Genomic DNA, 19,798 nt, shown 5'->3' on the forward strand with positions numbered 1-19,798 from the left:
TATTTCCTTCAAATGGGTCAAAGCCGGGCCAATTTAGCTTACAGTTGTTCGCTAAACAACTCCGATCACTTCATCAACGGCCAAACAGGCGCCCCAGCAGGGATTGCAGCAGTCCGACTTTGGCAGTGGAGCCGTTCAACTCGTCCAACCGCTCCTGAATACGGCCAAACAGGGTATCGGGCATATCAGGCTCACCGGCGACACAGCCAGTGAGCAACTCGATGGCCTCTTCCACATGATCCACCGGGTGGATGTGGAACTGGCCCGCTTCAACCGCTGCAATCACCTCGTCAGAGAGGTTCAATTGCTGAATGTTGGTGCCCGGCAAAATGATCCCTTGCTTGCCGGTGATGCCGTGGATTTTGCACACCCGGAAGAAGCCTTCAATCTTCTCGTTGACGCCACCAACGGCCTGCACATTGCCAAACTGATCGACCGCACCGGTCACGGCGAAGTGCTGATAGATAGGCTGGCGGGCGAGGGCAGAGAGCAGGGCACACAAGCCGGTCAGGGAGGCACTGTCACCATCAATTTCGTGGTAAGACTGCTCGAACACCAGATTCGCCGACAGGGGGGAGGGGTTCTCTGCACCAAATTTGTTGGAGAGATAGCCGTGGATAATCATCATCGCTTTGGCGTGGATATGACCAGCCAGCTCCGCTTTGCGCTCGATATCCGCCACATCGCCATCACCAAGGTGTACGGTCGCGGTGAGGCGCACCGGCTCACCAAAGTCATAGGGGTGACCGGATACCTGAATGACAGACAGGCCGTTGATCTGGCCAATCTCTTCGCCATCGGTTTGCAGCAGGATCTGGCCGTCGATAACACCCTGATCGGACTGCTCAACCAGATAGTTGAGGCGGTAATCCTGCTCCTCCAGTGCGCCGCGGATATGCTCGTCAGTGACCACATCAGATTCCAGCTCCCGGGCCAGACTGTCAGCCATCCGCATGATGGCGGAGAGTTGCACTTCGGAGAGCGACAGCCACTCCTGATGGTCACAGAGGCGGCTGGCATGACGACAAAGGGCGGCGAGGGCGGCTGGCGTGAAGTCCAGCAGGCTCCAACGCTGGCGCAGCCAAGCCAGGTACTGCAGAAATTCCTGCAGATCCTCTTCAATATTGACCTCGGAAACCAGGTCTGCGCGCAGGAAGATACGTTCGGACATATCCCGATCCAGCATCTGGAACTCGGCCACGTCCAGTCGGTCACCGACCAGGATCAGCTTGAGCTTGATAGGGGTTGCTTCAGGCGCGAAGAAGGGGGTCAGAGTTTTCCCTTCCTGATAGGCGTTCCAGTCCAGCTCGCCTTTTTGCATGGCATTTTTCAGTTTGAACCAGAGGTGTGGCTGATCCAGCAGCTCATCCAGTTGCAAAATGAGGTAACCGCCGTTGGCTTCGCGCAGCAAGCCAGGCTCCAACAGGTGCTGGTTGGCATAGACAGAGCCTTGCTCGGTCTGGTAGTTGATGGAGCCAAACAGGGTATCCCAGTTGAGGTCACGGCCATAAATTACCGGCGCTTCCTGCGCTTCGTGGTGGATCAGCAGGTTGATCAGAATGGGGTGCTGGAACTCCAGACCCAATGCCACGTGAGCCGCCAGATCGGAGAGGAAATCATCGATTTTCGGATCATTGTTCTGCTTGCGCATGATGCGGGTCACGATGCGTTCGGCATCGAGATGGTGGCTCAACAGCTTGAGCAGCTCGCCAACCATTTCGCAAAACTCGACGCCGGTGCCCGGTTGCAGGCGCAGCCAGATAGGCTTGTAGGGGTTGTTCAGATTCTCGGTGTAGCAGAGATCAAACAGGTCACCATCCTTGCCATTGGAGTCGGCAATCAGTGTCTGGCAAACGCCTTCGTAATCTGCGCCGGGAAACCCGTTGAGCAGCATGACCGGACAGTCACCATCAAAACTGGCAAGACGTTTGATGCCGGAAATGGCTCTGGGTTGCAGCGCAGCAAAGGGGATAGGTTCAAGCTCGCTGAGCTTGGGGAACTGTTCAATCGCAAAAGCGGGTTTTAATTGTTCTGATGTTAATTCAGCCACTTAAGACATCCGGTCGAAGATAGGATCAATTGTTGCCATTATACACAGTTCAATAAGTGGTGACAGGAAACAAGATACCTGATTTAACATAATATACATTATGCGCAGTCATGCTTGTAGGCAGAACAAAGGGGCCGGAGGCCCCTAGATGCTTGCGCGTCATGCTTTCACAACGCTCAGTCGGTAGTTATTGGGTTTGTCAGTCGCTAATTCACTCACAACAACATTCAAATCATGAATAGCTGAACCATTATGGGTCAAGCTCAACTGCACAAGAGCCTTGTCACTGATGGCTTTGTGCAAAGCCTGATTGAGATCAGCCGCTGATGGCTCATCTTGTAATGTCAAAACGAAGAATTTGTCAGAGAGTCTTATCCCCTTAGTCACTGAATCTCGACGATAACCAGATGTTGTAACTCGGTTGTACTCGGAAAGGCTAAACGGGCTCGCTTCAATCTTCTCTGGAAACAAAAATGTCAGCTTAAAGTCTTGATGGGTATAGTCGGTAGTCATGGACGCATCCTTGGGATTGTAGGCATTAGGTAGTGGACAGGTTTGCCGCACCAGAAGATCAGAGTAGAGAACGCGATACGTTTCTCTACTCATTACATCCGACACTAACAAGGGGCCACATAGGCCCCTTGATCATTGATGCCGATAACTAGATTTATCGGCATCACAATAGACACCTCAATACTGAATGCTTAAGGCATGACATCCATTATCTATAGAAATGCAACTTCAGTAAGGTATTGTTTGTAAAAGAGTTTTACGCATCCGTCAGTTTATGGAGCAATCAGGTGACAACATCCCTCCCCTGTGGTTTGCGTGGGCATGGTGTCTGGGGATTACTGCTCGGGTGAGATTAGAGATAACAAGGTGATGAAATGGCCATCTAATTTGTGCTGAAGCGCCAAGCCATTTCTCTCGGTTACCACGAAATAGCAATCACCCAACCCCCTCCCCTCAGTCGATATTCTGAAACCACAAATGCCGTATTTTGAGACAAGTATTCACTATCAAAACGCTTGAGCAATATGTGTATTGGGCTCCCCTTTTCGCTGTGGGCTGCCATAGCGCTCGCGCCGATTGACAGGAATATGCCGTAAAAATTACGGCAACATTGGTATTGGTAGTCCTATATCCGATTTTTACTTCTTGTTATCTCTCACCTATCCGGGTCTTTATCGCAACCTGTCGAGCGGCTTTTGCTGGGCGCTCTCATGACGTTCGCTCTGGCTGGTGTGCAGGTATTTGGAGGTGGTGTCGATGCTGTCGTGGCCCGCATCGGCTTGTACGTGGGAAAGTGGTCGACCGTTGAGGTTGATGTCGTGGGTGATCCCGGTATGGCGAATGGCATGAGGTGTCAGTTGCCGCATTTCGGCACCATCCTGATAAAAGCCATCCAGCTCGGCCAGTTCGGCCCCTTTGGTTATCACTGCCTGCACCAGTTCACGCAGCTGACGGATCCCCAGATTGGCATTCAATTCTCCCTGCTCCCGGCCGTGGGCGGCCGCTTTATGACGGATAAAGAGCGGGGTCTGCTCGTTGGGTGCCGGCAAGGGCGAGAGCCCCAGAAACGCACGGTAGCGTTCGAGGGCGTAGAGCAGCGCCTGTGAGACGGCGACGGTGCGGCGTTTTCCCCCCTTGCTGCTCGGTATGTAGTAACCCCAGACGCCGGTTTTGCTGTCGCGACGAAACTGCCCCATCACGGGGGTAAAGCCGGGCCTGGCCGCCACTTCCGAGATCCGCAGATAACAGGCATACATCAGGATGACGAGAAACCGGCTGCGTTCATGTTGCTCAGGGTTGTCTTGAGCGAGTGTTTCAGCAGCCTGCAGCACGTAGGACCATTGCAATTCGCTGAAGGCTTGCACCTGATCGTCAGCCTCCTGTGCAAGGGGCTTTTTCACCCGTTGCAGTAACAGTGCCGGGTTTCTATCCATGTACTCCTCCTGAATGAGGAACTGGAAGAAGGCTGACAGGATAGCGAGCTTGGTCTTCATCGCCTGCTCGCTCAAGCGGTATGGCAGTGGCTGGCCCAGCTCCTTTTTACCGAGAAATGGACGCCATTGGGGATTGGGTAACCGCTCTCCCCACTCTTTGTCCTGTACGAACTGGGCGACGTTGCGATAGGCGATGAGCGGTTCCGGTGGTGACTGGCAGTAGTCGAGGTAGCGCATCATGATGCGCCGGGTCAGCATCTTTGGGCTGATGGCGACTTCGCAAAAGCACCAGTGCAAAAAGGTGGTCAGCTCGCTGCGGTAGGTCTTGTAGTTGTTCTCGCTATGGCGCTGTTCAAGCAGCCAGTCGACAGCCAGCTCATAGACCAGACCTGCATCAGGCACTGTATTGAGGCTGAGATTGGCGAGGTAGTGGTTAACCTGAGCGTTGCCCTCTTCCAGATAGGTGAGATTGTCAAAAAGCGGCATGGCCGGCGGCAAGGGAATGGGTTGATGAGTCATGGTCTTGCTTGGTTAAAAAAGAAGATAAATGGCCGGTGATATCGACCGAAAGACAGGGCTTGGCCCGGTTTGTCAAAGGTGTGATTGGCTGGTTACCAGCCAGAAACAGGATCCTGGTTTTGAATTACCCTATGCAATCAATATGCACCTTTGTTAAAAAATTCTCGGGGTAAATAGCCTGAAAAAATGGTGATAAATGCAATTTTAGTGAATGACACTCAAGCCGTTACCCCGATAGGCCACCAAGAAACTGTTTATGCCACCTGTTTGAGCGCCTTCTCCTTGCGCTTGGCTGCGGACTCTTCCTCCTTGTTGCCAGTTGCCGCGACCTTGCCACCACGCAGCAGGTTTTGCAGCTGATCACGCTGCTCGGCGAGGTAAAATGCTAGGCTCTCCTGCTGCTCCGGGGTCATCTCGACAGGGGCGCCGGCAAGCAGCGCCATCAGCTCATCGGCGGTATCCAGCAGTTTGTCATAGGCATCCGCCTCTTTCTTGCTGGCAAAAGTCATTTTTTCCACTCCTCCACGAACCACAACATATTTTATTTCAACAGCCATGATGGCCTCCTCCTGGTGATGATGAAACAAGTATATGTATGGATATACAGTATTGCAAATATCCTGACACGGTAATCAGGAAGGGCTATGTCGGGGCAAGCGTGACGGGGCCTGCAGGGTAGAAAAGCGTCATTTGACTTCTATGGCTATGTCGCCGGATCATGGGGGCATGACGATCGTACGACACCTGTTTATTCTGCTGATGGTTGAGGTGCTGCTCATTGGGAGCATCGCCCATCTTGTACTGGATTTTTCATGGCTGGTCACTCTGCTGTTCGTGATCCTGGCCCTGCTCACCCTGCGTTGCCTGGTGGTACTCGGTAGCTGGCTATTTACCCGCTTTTACCCCTCCCCGGCCATCGGCATGCCGGCGAGAGTGAAGATGATGGCGCGCGAGATGCTCGCCTATCTCTACACCTTTACCTGGTTGCTCCCCTTCGAGCCGCTGCTGATGGCGCCAGACAGGCTGCCTCCCGGCAGACGGCCGGTACTGCTGGTGCATGGCTATGGTTGCAGCCGCGGCATCTGGCGTACCCAGCGCGCTCGGCTGGAAGCTGCGGGTTATGTGGTCGCGACCATTACCCTAACGCCGCCATTTGGTCATATCGACGAGATGGTGCCGCTGCTGGCCAAGCGAATTGACGATGTGCTCGCAGCAACCGGTGCCAGCCAGCTGGTGCTGATCGGTCACAGCATGGGGGGGCTGGTCTGCCGCGACTATCTGGCTATCCATGGTGGTGACAAGGTAGATCACCTGATCACCCTGGCCACCCCCCATCAGGGCAGTCAGCTAGCCGCCCTTGGGCTTGGGGCCAATGCCCGCGAGATGGAGCCCGGTTCCGGCTGGTTGCAGCGTTTCGCCTCGGTTCCTCTCTGCGTACCCGGCATCTCTGTGCGCACCAGTCACGACAATGTGGTGATGCCACAGGAGCGGCAACGATTGGCGGGAATGGAAGATATCGAGTTGCCTGCCATTGGCCATCTCTCTCTGCTTTACTCCCGTCGCACGACAGATCTGCTGCTTGATCTGCTGTCCAGAGTCTGACCTTCCTTAACCGTTCTTCAACTGCTATTGCAAATAAAACAGGGGCCTGATTGCTCAGGCCCCTGTTGATCTCTTTATCCCATCATCCGGTTAGAAGTGGATCCCCTTGATCAGGGTCGAGACGGCAACCTGATCGGCGGTCGCCTTGGACTTGTCGCCATCCTTGGGATCGGCAAAGGTGCGGAAGCTGGTGTTCATGATCACCTGGGCAACCCGCGGTGCCAGAGCGTGAACCACCTGGCCAAATACCCCGAGGCGTGTGGCCAGTCGCACATGCTTGTTGATGATGGTATCGCACACCAGATCGGCCGCCTCTTCTGGCGTCATCATCGGCACCTGCTCATAGACCTTGGTCGGCGCGACCATCGGCGTTTTCACCAGCGGCATATTGATGATGGAGAAGCTCACCCCTTTATCGGCAAACTCGGAGGCGGCGGTACGCACCCAGGCATCGAGGGCCGACTTGGAGGCAACATAGGCGGAGAAGCGCGGCGCATTGGTCAACACCCCGATGGAGGAGATGTTGATGATGTGCCCTTTTTTCTTCTCGATCATGGTGGGCAGTACCCCCATGATCACCTTGAGCGCCCCGAAGTAGTTGAGCTGCATGGTGCGCTCCAGATCGTGGAAGCGATCGAAGGAGTCCTCGATGGAGCGGCGGATGGAGCGGCCAGCATTATTGACCAGAATGTCGACGCCGCCGTGATCGGCTACGATGCGAGCGGTGATCTCCTCAGCCTGCGCCAGATTGGAGAGATCCCCCTGATAGATCTCGATGGTCAGCCCCAGCTCGGCAAACTCGGCTTTAGTCTCGGCAATCTTCTGCTCGTCGCGGGCGATGGTAACGACGTTGGCCCCCGCCCCCGCCAGCTTGCGCGCGGTTGCACGGCCAATGCCTGAGGTGGCCCCGGTCACCAGCACCACCTTGCCCTCTACCCGACCACGCAGGGAGCGATCGATGAAGAGTTCCGGGTCGAGGTGACGCTCCCAGTAATCCCACAACCGCCAGGCGTAGCTGTGCAGCGGTGGCACTTCGATGCCTGTCCCTTTCAGTACCCGCTGGGTTTCGCGACTGTCGAAACGGGTGGGATAGCTGATAAGGCGGAACACATCCTTGGGCAGACCCAGATCGGCGATGGCGGCATCGCGAATTCGGCGCACTGGCGCCATGGTCATCAGCATGGCGGTCAGGTGGCGGGGAATGAAGTTAAAGAGAGAGGCGTTGATGCGGATCGCAGGCTCCGGCGCATGGGCGGCGCGGGAGAAGGTGCTCAGCATGTCGCCAACCCGCATCGGGTTGGGGTCGGTCAGGTGGAAGGTTTTGTTCTCCTCGCCCTCCTGATGGGCGATATGCTCCATGGCATCGACCACAAAGTTGACCGGCACTATGTTGATGCGTCCGCCCTCAACCCCGATGGCCGGCATCCAGGGCGGCAGCAGACGGCGCAGCTTCTGGATGGTCTTGAAGAAGTAGTAAGGGCCGTCGATCTTGTCCATCTCGCCGGTATTGGAGTCACCGACAACGATGCCCGGGCGGTAGACCCGCCACGGAACTGTGCACTCATTGCGCACAATCCCTTCCGCTTCGTGCTTGGTCTGGAAGTAAGGCATGTCGAGGTGCTCTGCCTCATCGAACATGTCCTCGCGAAACAGACCGTCGAACAGGCCCGCTGCAGCGATGGAGCTGCAGTGGTGGAACTGTCCAGCCCCCAGCCGCTCGGCAAGTTGAACAGCCTGACGGGTCCCTTCGGTGTTGACCTGCTGCTGGATCCCAGCCTTGGCGTTCAGATCATAGATGGCAGCCAGATGGAAGAAGTGGTCTATCTTGCCGATCAACTGCTCCTGCATCTCGACCGATACCCCCAGCAGCGGTTGCGTCATGTCGCCAAAAACCGGGACTGCACGCGATTCATCCACATTCCAGAATGCAAATAACTCCGGCAATTTATCCTGATGAGAGGCGCGCATCAGAAAATAGACGATACAGTCGGGATGCTGTTGGAATAACTTTTTGATCAATCGACGCCCGATAAAACCACTACCGCCAGTAATGAAATAGTTCATAAAGAGAATCCTGCTACTGATTAGGGTGTTACTAGGTTGTTAGATATATCACGATTCATATGGGAATCCGCAATTTGATTGTCGGTTCGTGAGCAAACCCTAATTTCGGTGGTGTGCCTGTTCCGTTATTAGGTAGAACCCTCTATTTTTTCTCCCTAGACTGAAGTTGAAAAATCAGTAATGCCACAACCCGATTGCAGTTTCGTTGTCGCCATTACATTTAACTGTCGTTATTCAAGGAGAAGATCATGGCTAAGAAATTGAAAGCGCTGGCAGGGTCAGTGACCGACAACCAACTCACCTCCACCATCAAGGAGTCCACCCAGCAGATCTGGTTGGCGGGTCTGGGTGCCTATGCCAAGGCGCAGGAAGAGGGTGGCAAGATCTTTGAAGCCCTGGTGCAGGAAGGGGAAGCATTGCAGGCCAAAACCCGTCAGAGCGCAGATGAGAAGATTGCCGCTGTGACCGACAAGACCGCCAATACTTGGGGCCGTCTGGAGCAGGTGTTTGAAGATCGCGTGGCCCGCGCTGTGGCCAGCCTCGGCATTCCGACCCGCAAGGATATCGACAAGCTCTCCAAGCGCATGGCCGAGCTGACCGACGTGGTCCAGCAACTGCTGGATGCACAGGAAGAGGAAGCCCCGGCCGCAGAAGCCAAACCGGCTGCCGCCAAAAAGCCCGCTGCCCGCAAGCCTCCGGTAAAGAAGGCACCGGTAGCCAAGGCTAAAGAGGCCGTGGTCGAGCAGGCCGCCGATCTCCTCTCCGCCGCTGAAGATGCGGTGAAAGAGGTGAAGGCCAAGGCCGAGAGCGTTCTGCCGTAATCCGTCTCGATGGCAAAGAGTGAGCATCACCGGCCCATGCCCAGCGCTGGGCCGGTTTTCTATGGATAGGGAGGAGGCTCTATGAGTACGGTAGCAATCGCCCTTGCCGGTGGCGGGCCGCTCGGTGGCATCTACGAGATCGGTGCCTGCGCCGCCCTCTCCGATAGCATCAGCGGCCTGCGCCTTGACCATGCCGATATCTATGTCGGCGTCAGTTCGGGGGCCGTGGTGGCGTCGGCGCTGGCCAACGGCATCTCGCCGGCGAAGCTGGTGCGGATCCTGCTCAGCGATGATTCGGGGGAGATGTTTGACCCGGCCACCTTGCTGCGCCCCGCCTTTCGTGAATACGCCGACCGTCTGACCTCGATCCCGCCACTGGCGTGGCAGAGCCTGACCTACTATCTGGCGGCGCCCTGGAAGCGCAGCCTGTTTGAATCGCTGCAGGGACTCTCCAAGGCCATTCCGACCGGACTGTTCGACAACCGCGGGGTGGATCGCACCCTGACCCAGTTTTTTTCTCGTCCCGGCCGCAGCAACGATTTCCGCCAGCTGCGCAGCCGACTGTTTGTGGTCGCTACCGAACTCGACACCGGCCATCCGGTCGCCTTCGGTAGTCCGGGGCTCGATGACGTGCCCATCTCGGCGGCGGTACAGGCGTCAGCCGCCCTGCCCGGCCTCTTTCCCCCTTCATTGATTAACGGGCGTTACTATGTGGACGGGGCGCTGATCAAGACTCTGCACGCTTCGGTAGCGCTGGAAGAGGGGGCGGATCTGGTGTTCTGCATCAATCCGCTGGTGCCCTATGATGCGGACATGGCCGCCGGCACCCCGACCAATCTGGTGGACAGCGGTCTGCCGGTGGTGCTGGCCCAGACTTTTCGCGCCATCATCCACTCCCGCATGCATGTGGGGATGGATCGCTACAAACACCAATATCCCGACGCCGACGCCTTGCTGTTTGAGCCCTCTTCTGCCGATGGCGAGATGTTCTTCACCAATGTGTTCAGTTATCGGGATCGCCGCCGCCTCTGCGAGCACGCTTACCAGCATACCCGCCGCGATCTCTGGCAGCGCCGTGACGAGTTGGCGCCGGTGCTGGCCAAGCATGGCCTCGAGCTCAATCTGGCCGCGCTGGCCGATGAAGATCGCACCCTGCTGGCCCCCGGCATTGGCTCGGTCGCCGCCCTCGACAAGTCGCTGGAGCAGTTGCAGCACTGGCTTGCCAAACGCTATCGCCACGGCGTGCGCCGTTCATCACCAAAGGAGTAGCATGGATCGCAAACCCAAACGTCGTACCCGGGAGCGGATCCTGACCACTGCCCTCGCCTGCTTCAATCGACAAGGGGAACCCAGCGTCACCACCTCGGCCATTGCGGCCGAGATGGAGATCAGCCAGGGCAATCTCTACTACCACTTCCACAACAAGGAGGAGATCGTCAACGCCCTGTTCTGCGAATTTGAACAGCAGATGGATCGCCTGCTGGAGGCGGTCAGCACCCCGTCCGATGAGCCAGAAGATATCTGGCTCTTTCTCCACCTGATGTTTGAAGCCATCTGGCAGTACCGTTTCCTCTACTATGATATCGCGACCCTGATGAGTGGTTATCATCAGGTGGAACAGCGCTTTTCCGCCCTGCTGCGCCGCAAGGAGCAGACCGCCATCGCCATTTGCAACCATCTGCAAACGGTCGGGCTGATGGAGGGCACGGCGCAACAGATGCGCACGCTGGCGGCCAATGTGGCGCTTGTTGGCACATTCTGGATCTCTTATCAGCGGGCACTGCACCCCAAGGCGGACGCCGATATTGCCCTCGGCGTCTTTCAGGTGATGCAGCTGGTCGCACCCTATTTGCGGGCCGATGCCCGCGCTCATCTGGGCGCCCTCGCCCACCACTACACCGACAAGGTTTGATTCACATGCTACAGGGAGAACAAGCATGACCACTTCACAACTCGAATTTGTCCCCTTCCCCTACGCGGATGCGGCCTATGACTATGCTGGCCAGAAGCTGGCGGACAACTGGGATCGTCTCCATCAGGGGGATGCCGAACCCTGGCCTGAAGATGAACAGGTACAGGATGCCTGGCGGGCCTATCATGCCGGGGATTTTGCCCGGGCAGTCGCCCTTGGCGAAGCGGCCGGTGAGGAGGGCCTCAATGTGGCGAACAAAGCGCTGGTGATCCATGCCAGCTATCTGCTGGAAGACAAGTATGCCAAGCGCGCCGCCTTCGAGCGGGCGGCCAGCCATGCCGAGAAGCTGCAAAAGCGTCAGCCCAAGAACGCTAATGCCTGGTATTTCCACGCGCTGGCACTCGGGCGCTACAGCCAGGTCATTTCCATCTCCAAGGCCCTCTCGCAAGGAATTGGCGACAAGATCAAGGCAAGCCTTGAGAAGGCGCTGGAGCTGGCGCCAGATCACGCCGAGGCCCATATTGCCTTTGGCGCCTGGCACGCGGAGATCGTCGACAAGCTGGGGGCCATGATCGGCGGCCTCACCTATGGCGCCAAGAAGGAGGAGTCCGAGCGTCACTTCAAGGAAGCGCTGGCGCTGATCCCCGACTCCGCTATCGCCCGCATGGAGTACGCCAACGCTCAGGTAATGCTGCACGGCAAGAGCCGACTGAAAGCGGCCGAAGCCCTCTATGCCGAAGCGGCCGAGTGCGAACCGATGGATGCGATGGAGCGCCTCGATGTGGAGGCGGCGCGGGAAGAGTTGGAGGATTAACCGCCACTCTTGTCACGGATAGACAACAAAACAAGAGGCCAACCCGCGGGTTGGCCTCTTTTATGATGGGTGCTGATCGGTTGGCTACGCCGCCATCGGTCTTTCAAATGCTCGCTCAACCGAGCAGCGCATCCAGTCCGTTGGGGTCAAACAACAGCTCCGGCTCCATCAGCACCAGCAACAGCAGCTGCTCGAACTCCACCGCAAACCGCTCGACCACCTGATCCGGGTCCGGTACCAGCTTCTTGTCGGTGATTAGGCCCAGTTGCACCTTGTGATCGTAAGAGAGGATGGAGACGCCGACGCCGATATCCCCCGATTGCGGCACCCAGAACAGCGGCTGACGCAATTTTGCTCCAGCCAGATAGAGGGTCTGCTGCGGACCGGGCACATTGGTGATCACCGCGCTGGCCTTTGCCGTGAGCAGCTCGACGGCCTGCTGTTGCACCGCATTGGGGGCCATGCCAAGGGCATGTAACAGGTTGAGCACCACCACGGGTTGCAGCGAAGTGCGCAGCGCCTGCATCCGGTCACGCACGGTATAGAGCCGCTGCAACGGGTGTTCAACATCCAGTGGCAAGTCCAGGGCCACCAGCCCGAAGCGGTTGCCAAGTGCCCCCTCATCATCCGGTGCTCGCATATTGACCGGCACCAGGGCGCGGATCTTGACCTTGTTGGCATCATCCCCCTTCTCCTGCAGGTAGTGGCGAAACGCCCCTGCGGTGGCGGCGATCAGCAGATCGTTGACCGAGCAGCCCAGTACCTTGCCCACTGCCTTGATATCCGGCAGATCAATTTGCTCCGACCAGGCCACCCTCTTGGTGCTGGTGGTCTTGCCACGCAGGCGGCAGGGGGAGTCATCACCGAGGGTGGCGATATTGCACAGCTCGCTCGCCAGATCGCGCACGGTCTTGAGGTAATCCACCGCCTTGGTGGGATGGGTGACCACTTCGACATATTTTGACCAGAGGCTACCGGTCAGCTTGAGACCGGCCCGAACCAGACGGCTGCCCTGGTGGCAATCCTCCTCATCCTCGTCATCGCTGTCATCCAGTGGCTCCAGTGTCGGTAGTCGCGGCGCCCCTTCCGGGGTGTTATCCATCATGGTCAGCATGGCCCGCACCAGCGAGAAGCCGTCGCCCATGGCGTGGTGAATGCGTACCACCAGCGCTTGTCCACCCAGCGAAGTGTCGGTCAGGTGCATATCCCACAGGGGGCGCTGGTGGTTGAGCGGCGTCGAGGCGAGATCGGCCACCAGCTTCTCCAGCTCCAGCTTGCCTGCTTCACCCGGCAGGATCACTCGCTTGAGGTGCTGATCGAGATCGAAATCGGGATCATGACGCCAGTAGTAGGAGCCCCCCTCCAGCACGGCCCGCTGGTGAAAGCGGGGTTGCACCGAAATGGTGTGGCGCAATCCGGCCCGCAGACGCGTTTCATCAAGCTCCCCTTCAAACATCAGGACACCGATGATCTGCATCAGGTTGTTGGGTCTGTCCATGCGTAACCAGGCGGTATCGACGCAGGAGATAAATTCACTCAGTGGCATGGTTGTTTCCCTACAAAATGAATTTACCGAGGCGGCAAATTGCTCCTGTCCTCATATCCGGATGAAGACTTGATGCAATCAGAATGACATTAATGAGTGCCGACTCGAAATATGAAATAAAGATGAAAGATTACTTAAAAAATAGAATCGAGACCTCGCCGAATAATAAATCTGACAAACTATATGGCTTGCCAACTTATTTCAAACAGCCATCGTTTACAGCTGGTTTATTTAAAGCCAGTGCAACGAAGAGTTTCAAACACGTTTGGGGCAAGGTAAGCGATTGTCGACATAATCGAGGATCTCTTGCTCCAGTACGCTGCGTACCGGCAACAGCATCAAACCAAGATGCACTTCCAGTTCCAGGTTCTCATCGTCCAGGGTGAGAGTGCCATGTACCCCTGAGCCGCGAAAGTGTAGCTCGGTCTCTTCTTCATCTGCCCATTCGCAATCGAGTTGATAGCTCTCGCTCATGTCCGCAGCGATGGCTTCGGCCGCGAGCCGGGCGGCGGCCAGTCCCAGCGGATGCTGACGGCTGATCTGGATGGTAGAGAGTGCGCTGCTGCCAGCGAGCGAGTTGAAGAACATGGTCGTTACTCTGGGTCATAAGTTAGTTATTGATATTAAACACATGTTCACAACAAATGAAAGGATGGTTCACATAAATGGGACTCACTTAACAGAGTCGAGAGGGATGAAGGCTATCAGCGGGGCATGGCATTTATTCCCTCCCCCGTGCGCGCTACACTTGTCACGGAACGGTCAGCAAAAGCTGCTTGTTTTTCATTCACTTGTATCTTCGTATCACCGAATCCCCATCAATGGGCCCAAGGCCAGAGAGCTGTAGATGACGCATCAAGAACATGCCCACGACGACGATAGCACCCTGGGTCGGCTATACCGCCAGCTCAAGCGGGTTGCAGCCTTGCGCGAGCAGATGCGTGCCCACCCGGAAGATCAGCAGGATCGGGATCGGCTACGCCAGTGGCAGGCCGACCGGTTGGGGCGAACCCATCGAGATCTGCTGGAGAGTGACCGCTACGGCCCCGCCGCCGAGTTTTTCCTGACCGATCTCTATGGCCCGGGGGATTGCGCCCGTCGCGATGCGGACGTGATGCGGGTGATGCCGACCGCCGAGCGGCTGTTGCCGGAGTCCGGCCTCAAGGTGCTGGCGCAGGCGATCGAGCTTGATGCCCTCTCCGAGGAGCTGGACTATCTGATGGTGGTGGCGCTGCGGCGCATTGATGGCATTGATCCCATCACGTCGGACCATTACACCATCGCCTATCGTGCCGTAGGTGAACAGGCGCGCCGGGAACATCAGATTGCGCTGGTGAGCGAGCTTGGCATGACGCTGGACAGGCTGGCGAGAAAACCGCTGGTGGGGGCGACCCTCAAGCTGGTGTCAGGGCCCGCCCATTTGGCGGGGCTTGGCGAGCTTTTCTCCTTTGTCGAGCGTGGTTATCAGGTGTGTCATCAGATGGGGCGTGCCAACGAGTTCCTCGAGACCATCGCCAGTCGCGAGATGGCCATTATGACGGCGCTCTTTAACGGCGACAGCAGTGCGCTGGGGTAAGGCTTATCGAGGGATAAGCCGCCAGAATAACAAAGCGGGCCGATGGGCCCGCTTTTCGTTTATCGCTGTTTGCCGATATGTTGGCCAATGCAAGAGCGATCAGATCACCAGCAGATCCATAAAGGCGTGCACCGGGGTGGCGGCAAGGCGCGGCCCATCCTGACAGAGGGCCAGAATGTCGTTGACCCGTTTGGCTGGGAAGCGGGTGGCCAGATTGTGCTGGAATTTATCCACCAGCAGCGGGATCCCCTCCTCCCGACGGCGACGATGGCCGACCGGGTACTCCACCTCCACCTTGGCAGTGTGAGTGCCGTCCTTGAAGAAGATCTGGATGGCGTTGGCAATGGAGCGCTTGTCCGCCTCCAGATATTCGCGGCTGTAGCGTTTGTCCTCCTGCACCACCATCTTGCCGCGCAGCGCGTCGATGCGGGGATCGGCGGCAACATCGTCCTCGTAATCCTCGGCAATCAGGCGACCGAAGATGAGCGGCACCGCCACCATGTACTGCAGGCAGTGATCCCGATCGGCCGGGTTGTTGAGGGCGCCGACCTTGCTGATGATGCGAATGGCCGACTCGTGGGTGGTGAGCTCGATACGGTCTATCTCATCGAGCCGCCCCTTCACCTGCCCATGCAGCTTCATGGCGCACTCTACTGCGGTCTGGGCATGGAACTCGGCGGGATAGGAGATCTTGAACAGCACGTTCTCCATCACATAGCTGCCGTACCCCTGATGCAGGGCGAACTGATTGCCCTTGAACAGCACATCGTAGAAGCCCCATTTTGGCGCGCTCAGTACGCCGGGGTAGCCCATCTCGCCGCTCATGGTGATAAGGGCGAGGCGCACTGCGCGGGAGGTGGCATCCCCCGCCGCCCAGCTCTTGCGGGAACCCGCATTGGGGGCATGACGGTAGGTCCGCAGGCTCTGGCCATCGACCCAGGCCTGGGATACCGCATCGATCACCTGATCGCGGGTTCCCCCCAGCATATGAGTCACCACGGCGGTACTGGCGACCTTGACCAGTACCACGTGATCGAGACCGACCCGGTTGAAAGAGTTCTCCAGCGCCAGCACCCCCTGAATTTCGTGGGCTTTGACCATGGCCACCAGCACATCGCTCATGGTGAGCGGTGATTTCCCCTCTGCCACGCGAGTACGGGAGAGCCAGTCGGCAGTGGCGAGAATACCGCCCAGATTGTCGGATGGGTGACCCCACTCGGCGGCTAGCCAGGTGTCGTTGTAATCGAGCCAGCGGATGATGGCACCGATGTCCCAGGCTGCCTTGACCGGATCGAGGCAGAGTTGGGTTCCGGGCACCCGGGCACCGTGGGGCACGACAGTACCGGGTACGATGGGGCCAAGGTGCTTGGTGCACTCGGGGAAGCGCAGGGCAAGCAGGCCACAGCCGAGCGTATCCATCAGGCAGTAGCGGGCGGTGTCGAGGGCCGCCTGGCTGGTAATGGGGTGGTTGCAGACATAATCGGCAATATCGACCAGCACCTGATCGGGCTCGGGTCTGTGGTTGACGTCGACGTTGGCGGACATCGTGATTTCCTTATCGTTGTTGTAGAGAGACAAAGTGACGAGGGGCCGGGCCGACATAATCGGCGCTCGGGCGGATGATCCGGTTGTGCTCGCGCTGCTCCATCACGTGGGCGCACCAGCCGGTGACCCGCGAGCAGACGAAGATAGGCGTGAACAGCTTGGTCGGGATCCCCATGTAGTGATAGGCGCTGGCGTGGAAGAAGTCGGCGTTGGGAAAGAGCTCTTTCTCTTCCCACATCACCTTCTCCGCCTCGCAGGAGACGCGATAGAGGCGATCATCACCCACCGCCTCGGCAAGCTTGGCCGACCACTCCTTGATGATGACGTTGCGCGGATCAGAAGTGCGGTAGATGGCGTGGCCAAAGCCCATGATCTTCTCCTTGGCCGCCAGCTTGGCCAGCAGTTCGCGCCTTGCCTGCGCCTCGTCTTGCCAATCTTCAATCATCGCCATGGCCGCCTCGTTGGCACCGCCGTGGAGCGGGCCACGCAAGGTGCCGATGGCGGCGGTGATACAGGAGAACATGTCAGAGAGCGTCGAGGCGCAAACCCGCGCCGCAAAGGTAGAGGCGTTGAACTCATGCTCGGCGTAGAGGATGAGGGAGACATGCATCACCCGCCGCTCCAGCTCGCTCGGCGCTTTCTGGTGCAGCAGCGCGAGGAAATGGCCACCGATACACTCTTCATCGGTATCGAGGGCGATGCGAACTCCCTCGTGACTGAACTTGTACCAGTAGATCAGAATGCCCGGAAAGGCGGCCAGCAGCCGATCCGCCACTTCATGCTCATGCTCGAAACCATCTTCCGGCTCCAGATCGCCGAGCATGGAGCAGCCGGTGCGCAGCACATCCATCGGATGAGCATCGGCGGGAATGCGCTCCAGTACCTCCAACAGCGGCTGGGGCAAGGTGCGCAGGCGACGCAGCTCGCGCTTGTAGGCGTCAAGCTGCTGCTCACCGGGCAACTCCCCCTTGAGCAGCAGATAGGCGACCTCTTCGAACTGGGCGCTGTCGGCCAGCTCCTTGATGTCATAGCCGCGATAAGTAAGACCGGTGCCACTCTTGCCCACGGTGCAGATACTGGTCTCCCCTGCGCTTTGACCGCGCAGACCGGCCCCGCCCAACGGTTTTTGCTGTCCCATAAGCTGCCTCCTATTCCTTGGCTGTAAACAGACGATCCAGTGTCTGCTCGTAGTGGTGATATCCGAGGAAGTCGTAGAGTGACTCCCGGGTCTGCATGGTCTCCACGACAGCGCGCTGATGGCCATCCTGGCGAATATGTTGATAGACGTTGAGGGCGGCCTGATTGGCGGCCCGGTTGGCACTCAAGGGGTAGAGCACCATTTCGACCCCGTGGGCGGCCAGTTGCTCTTTGTCAAACAGTTCGGTTTTGCCGAACTCGGTCATGTTGGCGAGGATCGGCACTTTGGCCGCCTGCTTGAACTGGTCGTACTGGGCAAGCTCGGTCACCGCCTCGGCGAAGATCATGTCGGCCCCAGCGGCCACATAGGCGGCGGTGCGCTCAAGAGCAGATTCCATCCCCTCTACCGCCAGCGCATCGGTGCGTGCCATGATGACGAACTCGCCATTCTCGCGAGCATCCACTGCTGCTTTTATCCGATCACACATCTCCTCCAGCGACACCACCGCCTTGTTGGGGCGATGACCGCAGCGCTTCTGGGCAACCTGATCTTCCATATGGACAGCGGCAACCCCGGCTCGCTCGAATGCGCGAATGGTGCGGGCGATATTGAACGCCCCGCCCCAGCCGGTGTCGATATCGACCAGTAGCGGCACTCGGGTCGCTGCAGTGATCCGTTCGGCATCGATCAGCACGTCGTTGAGGGAGGTCATGCCGAGATCCGGCAAGCCATAGGAGGCATTGGCCACTCCGGCGCCGGAGAGATAAAGAGCTTGAAAGCCGCTGCGTTCGGCCATCAGCGCCATATAGGCATTGATGGTACCGACGATCTGCAGGGGATGTTCATTGGCAAGGGCGGTGCGAAAGCGCAAGCCTGCCGAGGGGGACAAACTGGACATCATGACTCCTTTCACCTGTCTAGTCTGGCTATCTAATATCACGTTTACGTTAACGTCAATTATACTTTCGTAACATTCCGGCCGCAGGCAAGACAGGAAACCGGTTTTAGGGTAAATTTCACCAATTCCTTCAACAGGTTGAATTGTATGATGGAGCCCGGTTCCGTAATTGTCTGTCCGGCGTGCGACTTGCTGATCCAGCGCAAAGCACTGCCGCTGCGTCGCCATGCCCACTGCCCGCGTTGTCACCAACATCTCTATGGCCGTTATGCCTTTCGTCCCTCCCAGTTGATGGCCCTGACCATCACCGGATTTCTGCTGCTGCCCTCCGCCTTTTTTGAGCCGCTGATCTATCTGCGGCTGGCGGGGGTCAACTCCGATGCCGACCTGCTGCGCGGTATCCTGGTGCTGTTTGGCGAGGGCGAATGGTGGGTAGCCAGCCTGGTGCTCTGGTGCGCCGTGTTGGCGCCGGTGGGATTATTGGCGGGGATCTTTGTGCTGGCTTCGGGTCTGGCCAAACGTTGGCACATTCTTCCCGTCACCTTGAAGCTGGTCGAGGTGTTTCGCCACTGGGCCATGCTGGAGGTCTATATCGTCAGCCTGCTGGTTGCCCTGTTCAAACTGATCGACATCGCCGATGTGCGCCTCGGTGGCGGCTTGCTCAGCCTCGGTATTCTGATGCTGCTCAACATGACCCTGCTGATCCTGTTTGACCCCGCCCCCTACTGGGCGCGGATCCCGTTAAAGGAGCCGGAACATGACCAGCGCCCGTGAGATGGGGCTCTGCCGCTGCCATACCTGCGGTCTGCTGGTACGTTATCAAGCCGGGGCAGTCTGCCCCCGTTGCAGCAGCAAATTGCAGGTGCGCATCCCCCGCTCGCTTGCCTGGTCGTGGGGCTTGCTGGCGCTCGCCACCTTCATGTTGTTGCCTGCCAATCTGTTGCCCATAACCCATTTCTACAACAAGGGGTTACTGCAGTCAGATACCATCTTCAGCGGTATCATGATGCTCTATCGCAGCAAAATGAGCGGGATTGCCACCATAGTCCTCACCGCCAGCATACTGGTGCCGGTGGGCAAAATATTGGGTCTGGGCTGGATCTGCTGGCAGTTGCAGCGGGCCAAGCCGGTGCGGCGCAAGCGCCAGCTGGTGATGTATCGGGTGATCGATTTTATTGGTCGCTGGTCAATGCTGGACTTGTTCGTGATTTCGCTGATGGTGGCACTGGTCGATCGGGGTGTGCTGCTGAGTGTCCGCGCAGGCCCGGGGGCCACCGCCTTTGCCGGTGTGGTAGTGCTGACCATGATGTCGGCCCGCATGCTTGATACCCGTTTACTGTGGGACAAGGCGGCCCGTTGATGATTTC

The 19,798-nt window shown here is 57.8% G+C and carries 18 protein-coding genes; 8 read left to right on the forward strand and 10 right to left on the reverse strand.

Going from position 1 to position 19,798, the window contains the following annotated elements:
* Window positions 1-73 precede the first annotated feature (73 nt).
* From AB5Z02_RS18925 to AB5Z02_RS18940, 4 genes are all read right to left on the reverse strand, one after another.
* Window positions 74-2,050 carry a Lon protease family protein gene (locus AB5Z02_RS18925; RefSeq protein WP_005336580.1) on the reverse strand — a complete coding sequence of 659 codons (1,977 nt, stop codon included), beginning with the start codon at window positions 2,048-2,050 and terminating at the stop codon, window positions 74-76.
* A gap of 159 nt (window positions 2,051-2,209) precedes the next feature.
* A complete protein-coding gene (locus AB5Z02_RS18930; protein ID WP_368216669.1) occupies window positions 2,210-2,563 on the reverse strand; it encodes a hypothetical protein in 354 nt (117 codons plus the stop codon).
* A gap of 671 nt (window positions 2,564-3,234) precedes the next feature.
* Window positions 3,235-4,515 carry a tyrosine-type recombinase/integrase gene (locus tag AB5Z02_RS18935; protein ID WP_368216670.1) on the reverse strand — a complete coding sequence of 427 codons (1,281 nt, stop codon included), beginning with the start codon at window positions 4,513-4,515 and terminating at the stop codon, window positions 3,235-3,237.
* A gap of 254 nt (window positions 4,516-4,769) precedes the next feature.
* Window positions 4,770-5,072 carry a YebG family protein gene (locus tag AB5Z02_RS18940; protein WP_208736380.1) on the reverse strand — a complete coding sequence of 101 codons (303 nt, stop codon included), beginning with the start codon at window positions 5,070-5,072 and terminating at the stop codon, window positions 4,770-4,772.
* A 169-nt stretch (window positions 5,073-5,241) separates the two neighbouring features.
* Here AB5Z02_RS18940 and AB5Z02_RS18945 point away from each other — a divergent pair, with 169 nt between their 5' ends.
* Window positions 5,242-6,117: an esterase/lipase family protein gene (locus AB5Z02_RS18945; RefSeq protein WP_368216671.1), complete on the forward strand. Its 876-nt coding sequence runs from the start codon at window positions 5,242-5,244 to the stop codon at window positions 6,115-6,117.
* A 90-nt stretch (window positions 6,118-6,207) separates the two neighbouring features.
* Here the strand turns inward: AB5Z02_RS18945 and AB5Z02_RS18950 are convergent, their stop codons facing one another.
* The gene (locus AB5Z02_RS18950) at window positions 6,208-8,181 is read right to left on the reverse strand and encodes an SDR family oxidoreductase (RefSeq protein WP_110303672.1); all 1,974 of its coding nucleotides are present in this window, start codon (window positions 8,179-8,181) and stop codon (window positions 6,208-6,210) included.
* A 248-nt stretch (window positions 8,182-8,429) separates the two neighbouring features.
* Here AB5Z02_RS18950 and AB5Z02_RS18955 point away from each other — a divergent pair, with 248 nt between their 5' ends.
* The 4 genes from AB5Z02_RS18955 (at window position 8,430) to AB5Z02_RS18970 (ending at window position 11,728) form a co-directional block, all read left to right on the forward strand.
* Window positions 8,430-9,002, forward strand: a complete 573-nt coding sequence (locus tag AB5Z02_RS18955; protein ID WP_005333118.1) for a phasin family protein — start codon at window positions 8,430-8,432, stop codon at window positions 9,000-9,002.
* Between the two features lie 81 nt (window positions 9,003-9,083).
* On the forward strand, window positions 9,084-10,271 hold the full coding sequence (locus AB5Z02_RS18960) for a patatin-like phospholipase family protein (RefSeq protein WP_368216672.1): 1,188 nt from the start codon (window positions 9,084-9,086) through the stop codon (window positions 10,269-10,271).
* A 1-nt stretch (window position 10,272) separates the two neighbouring features.
* The gene (locus AB5Z02_RS18965; RefSeq protein ID WP_005345492.1) at window positions 10,273-10,914 is read left to right on the forward strand and encodes a TetR/AcrR family transcriptional regulator; all 642 of its coding nucleotides are present in this window, start codon (window positions 10,273-10,275) and stop codon (window positions 10,912-10,914) included.
* Window positions 10,915-10,939: 25 nt separating this feature from the next.
* Window positions 10,940-11,728, forward strand: a complete 789-nt coding sequence (locus tag AB5Z02_RS18970; RefSeq protein WP_120414266.1) for a hypothetical protein — start codon at window positions 10,940-10,942, stop codon at window positions 11,726-11,728.
* Between the two features lie 115 nt (window positions 11,729-11,843).
* Here AB5Z02_RS18970 and AB5Z02_RS18975 read toward each other — a convergent pair whose 3' ends face one another.
* On the reverse strand, window positions 11,844-13,274 hold the full coding sequence (locus AB5Z02_RS18975) for a wax ester/triacylglycerol synthase family O-acyltransferase (RefSeq protein ID WP_368216673.1): 1,431 nt from the start codon (window positions 13,272-13,274) through the stop codon (window positions 11,844-11,846).
* Window positions 13,275-13,529: 255 nt separating this feature from the next.
* Window positions 13,530-13,862 carry a polyhydroxyalkanoic acid system family protein gene (locus AB5Z02_RS18980; RefSeq protein WP_120414265.1) on the reverse strand — a complete coding sequence of 111 codons (333 nt, stop codon included), beginning with the start codon at window positions 13,860-13,862 and terminating at the stop codon, window positions 13,530-13,532.
* 259 nt (window positions 13,863-14,121) lie between these two features.
* Between AB5Z02_RS18980 and AB5Z02_RS18985 the strand changes: the two genes are divergently transcribed.
* Window positions 14,122-14,850, forward strand: a complete 729-nt coding sequence (locus AB5Z02_RS18985) for a hypothetical protein (RefSeq protein ID WP_120414264.1) — start codon at window positions 14,122-14,124, stop codon at window positions 14,848-14,850.
* A gap of 99 nt (window positions 14,851-14,949) precedes the next feature.
* Here the strand turns inward: AB5Z02_RS18985 and AB5Z02_RS18990 are convergent, their stop codons facing one another.
* The 3 genes from AB5Z02_RS18990 to prpB are packed head-to-tail and all read right to left on the reverse strand — an operon-like array spanning window position 14,950 to window position 18,431.
* Window positions 14,950-16,395, reverse strand: coding sequence for a bifunctional 2-methylcitrate dehydratase/aconitate hydratase (locus tag AB5Z02_RS18990; RefSeq protein WP_368216674.1), 1,446 nt, complete (start codon window positions 16,393-16,395; stop codon window positions 14,950-14,952).
* A gap of 10 nt (window positions 16,396-16,405) precedes the next feature.
* A complete protein-coding gene (gene prpC, locus AB5Z02_RS18995) occupies window positions 16,406-17,533 on the reverse strand; it encodes a 2-methylcitrate synthase (RefSeq protein ID WP_368216675.1) in 1,128 nt (375 codons plus the stop codon).
* Between the two features lie 10 nt (window positions 17,534-17,543).
* Window positions 17,544-18,431, reverse strand: coding sequence for a methylisocitrate lyase (prpB, locus tag AB5Z02_RS19000; RefSeq protein WP_368216901.1), 888 nt, complete (start codon window positions 18,429-18,431; stop codon window positions 17,544-17,546).
* A 147-nt stretch (window positions 18,432-18,578) separates the two neighbouring features.
* Between prpB and AB5Z02_RS19005 the strand changes: the two genes are divergently transcribed.
* A complete protein-coding gene (locus tag AB5Z02_RS19005; RefSeq protein ID WP_139459396.1) occupies window positions 18,579-19,205 on the forward strand; it encodes a paraquat-inducible protein A in 627 nt (208 codons plus the stop codon).
* The gene (locus AB5Z02_RS19010; protein ID WP_005333132.1) at window positions 19,189-19,791 is read left to right on the forward strand and encodes a paraquat-inducible protein A; all 603 of its coding nucleotides are present in this window, start codon (window positions 19,189-19,191) and stop codon (window positions 19,789-19,791) included. Before AB5Z02_RS19005 ends, AB5Z02_RS19010 begins: the two co-directional genes overlap by 17 nt.
* Window positions 19,792-19,798 lie beyond the last annotated feature (7 nt).

This window comes from Aeromonas sp. R2-3, assembly GCF_040908375.1.
Classification (GTDB): Bacteria; Pseudomonadota; Gammaproteobacteria; order Enterobacterales; family Aeromonadaceae; genus Aeromonas; species Aeromonas veronii.

What these genes read in the sequence shown, in the direction of transcription:
- AB5Z02_RS18985 (WP_120414264.1), top strand. Translation starts at nt 14,122, where the DNA reads ATGACGCATCAAGAACATGCCCACGACGACGATAGCACCCTGGGTCGG.
- AB5Z02_RS18950 (WP_110303672.1), bottom strand. Translation starts at nt 8,181, where the DNA reads ATGAACTATTTCATTACTGGCGGTAGTGGTTTTATCGGGCGTCGATTG.
- AB5Z02_RS19005 (WP_139459396.1), top strand. Translation starts at nt 18,579, where the DNA reads ATGATGGAGCCCGGTTCCGTAATTGTCTGTCCGGCGTGCGACTTGCTG.
- AB5Z02_RS18945 (WP_368216671.1), top strand. Translation starts at nt 5,242, where the DNA reads ATGACGATCGTACGACACCTGTTTATTCTGCTGATGGTTGAGGTGCTG.
- AB5Z02_RS18980 (WP_120414265.1), bottom strand. Translation starts at nt 13,862, where the DNA reads ATGTTCTTCAACTCGCTCGCTGGCAGCAGCGCACTCTCTACCATCCAG.
- AB5Z02_RS18940 (WP_208736380.1), bottom strand. Translation starts at nt 5,072, where the DNA reads ATGGCTGTTGAAATAAAATATGTTGTGGTTCGTGGAGGAGTGGAAAAA.
- AB5Z02_RS18965 (WP_005345492.1), top strand. Translation starts at nt 10,273, where the DNA reads ATGGATCGCAAACCCAAACGTCGTACCCGGGAGCGGATCCTGACCACT.
- AB5Z02_RS18960 (WP_368216672.1), top strand. Translation starts at nt 9,084, where the DNA reads ATGAGTACGGTAGCAATCGCCCTTGCCGGTGGCGGGCCGCTCGGTGGC.
- AB5Z02_RS18975 (WP_368216673.1), bottom strand. Translation starts at nt 13,274, where the DNA reads ATGCCACTGAGTGAATTTATCTCCTGCGTCGATACCGCCTGGTTACGC.
- prpC (WP_368216675.1), bottom strand. Translation starts at nt 17,533, where the DNA reads ATGGGACAGCAAAAACCGTTGGGCGGGGCCGGTCTGCGCGGTCAAAGC.
- AB5Z02_RS18935 (WP_368216670.1), bottom strand. Translation starts at nt 4,515, where the DNA reads ATGACTCATCAACCCATTCCCTTGCCGCCGGCCATGCCGCTTTTTGAC.
- AB5Z02_RS18955 (WP_005333118.1), top strand. Translation starts at nt 8,430, where the DNA reads ATGGCTAAGAAATTGAAAGCGCTGGCAGGGTCAGTGACCGACAACCAA.
- AB5Z02_RS18970 (WP_120414266.1), top strand. Translation starts at nt 10,940, where the DNA reads ATGACCACTTCACAACTCGAATTTGTCCCCTTCCCCTACGCGGATGCG.
- AB5Z02_RS18930 (WP_368216669.1), bottom strand. Translation starts at nt 2,563, where the DNA reads ATGACTACCGACTATACCCATCAAGACTTTAAGCTGACATTTTTGTTT.
- AB5Z02_RS19010 (WP_005333132.1), top strand. Translation starts at nt 19,189, where the DNA reads ATGACCAGCGCCCGTGAGATGGGGCTCTGCCGCTGCCATACCTGCGGT.
- AB5Z02_RS18990 (WP_368216674.1), bottom strand. Translation starts at nt 16,395, where the DNA reads ATGTCCGCCAACGTCGACGTCAACCACAGACCCGAGCCCGATCAGGTG.
- prpB (WP_368216901.1), bottom strand. Translation starts at nt 18,431, where the DNA reads ATGTCCAGTTTGTCCCCCTCGGCAGGCTTGCGCTTTCGCACCGCCCTT.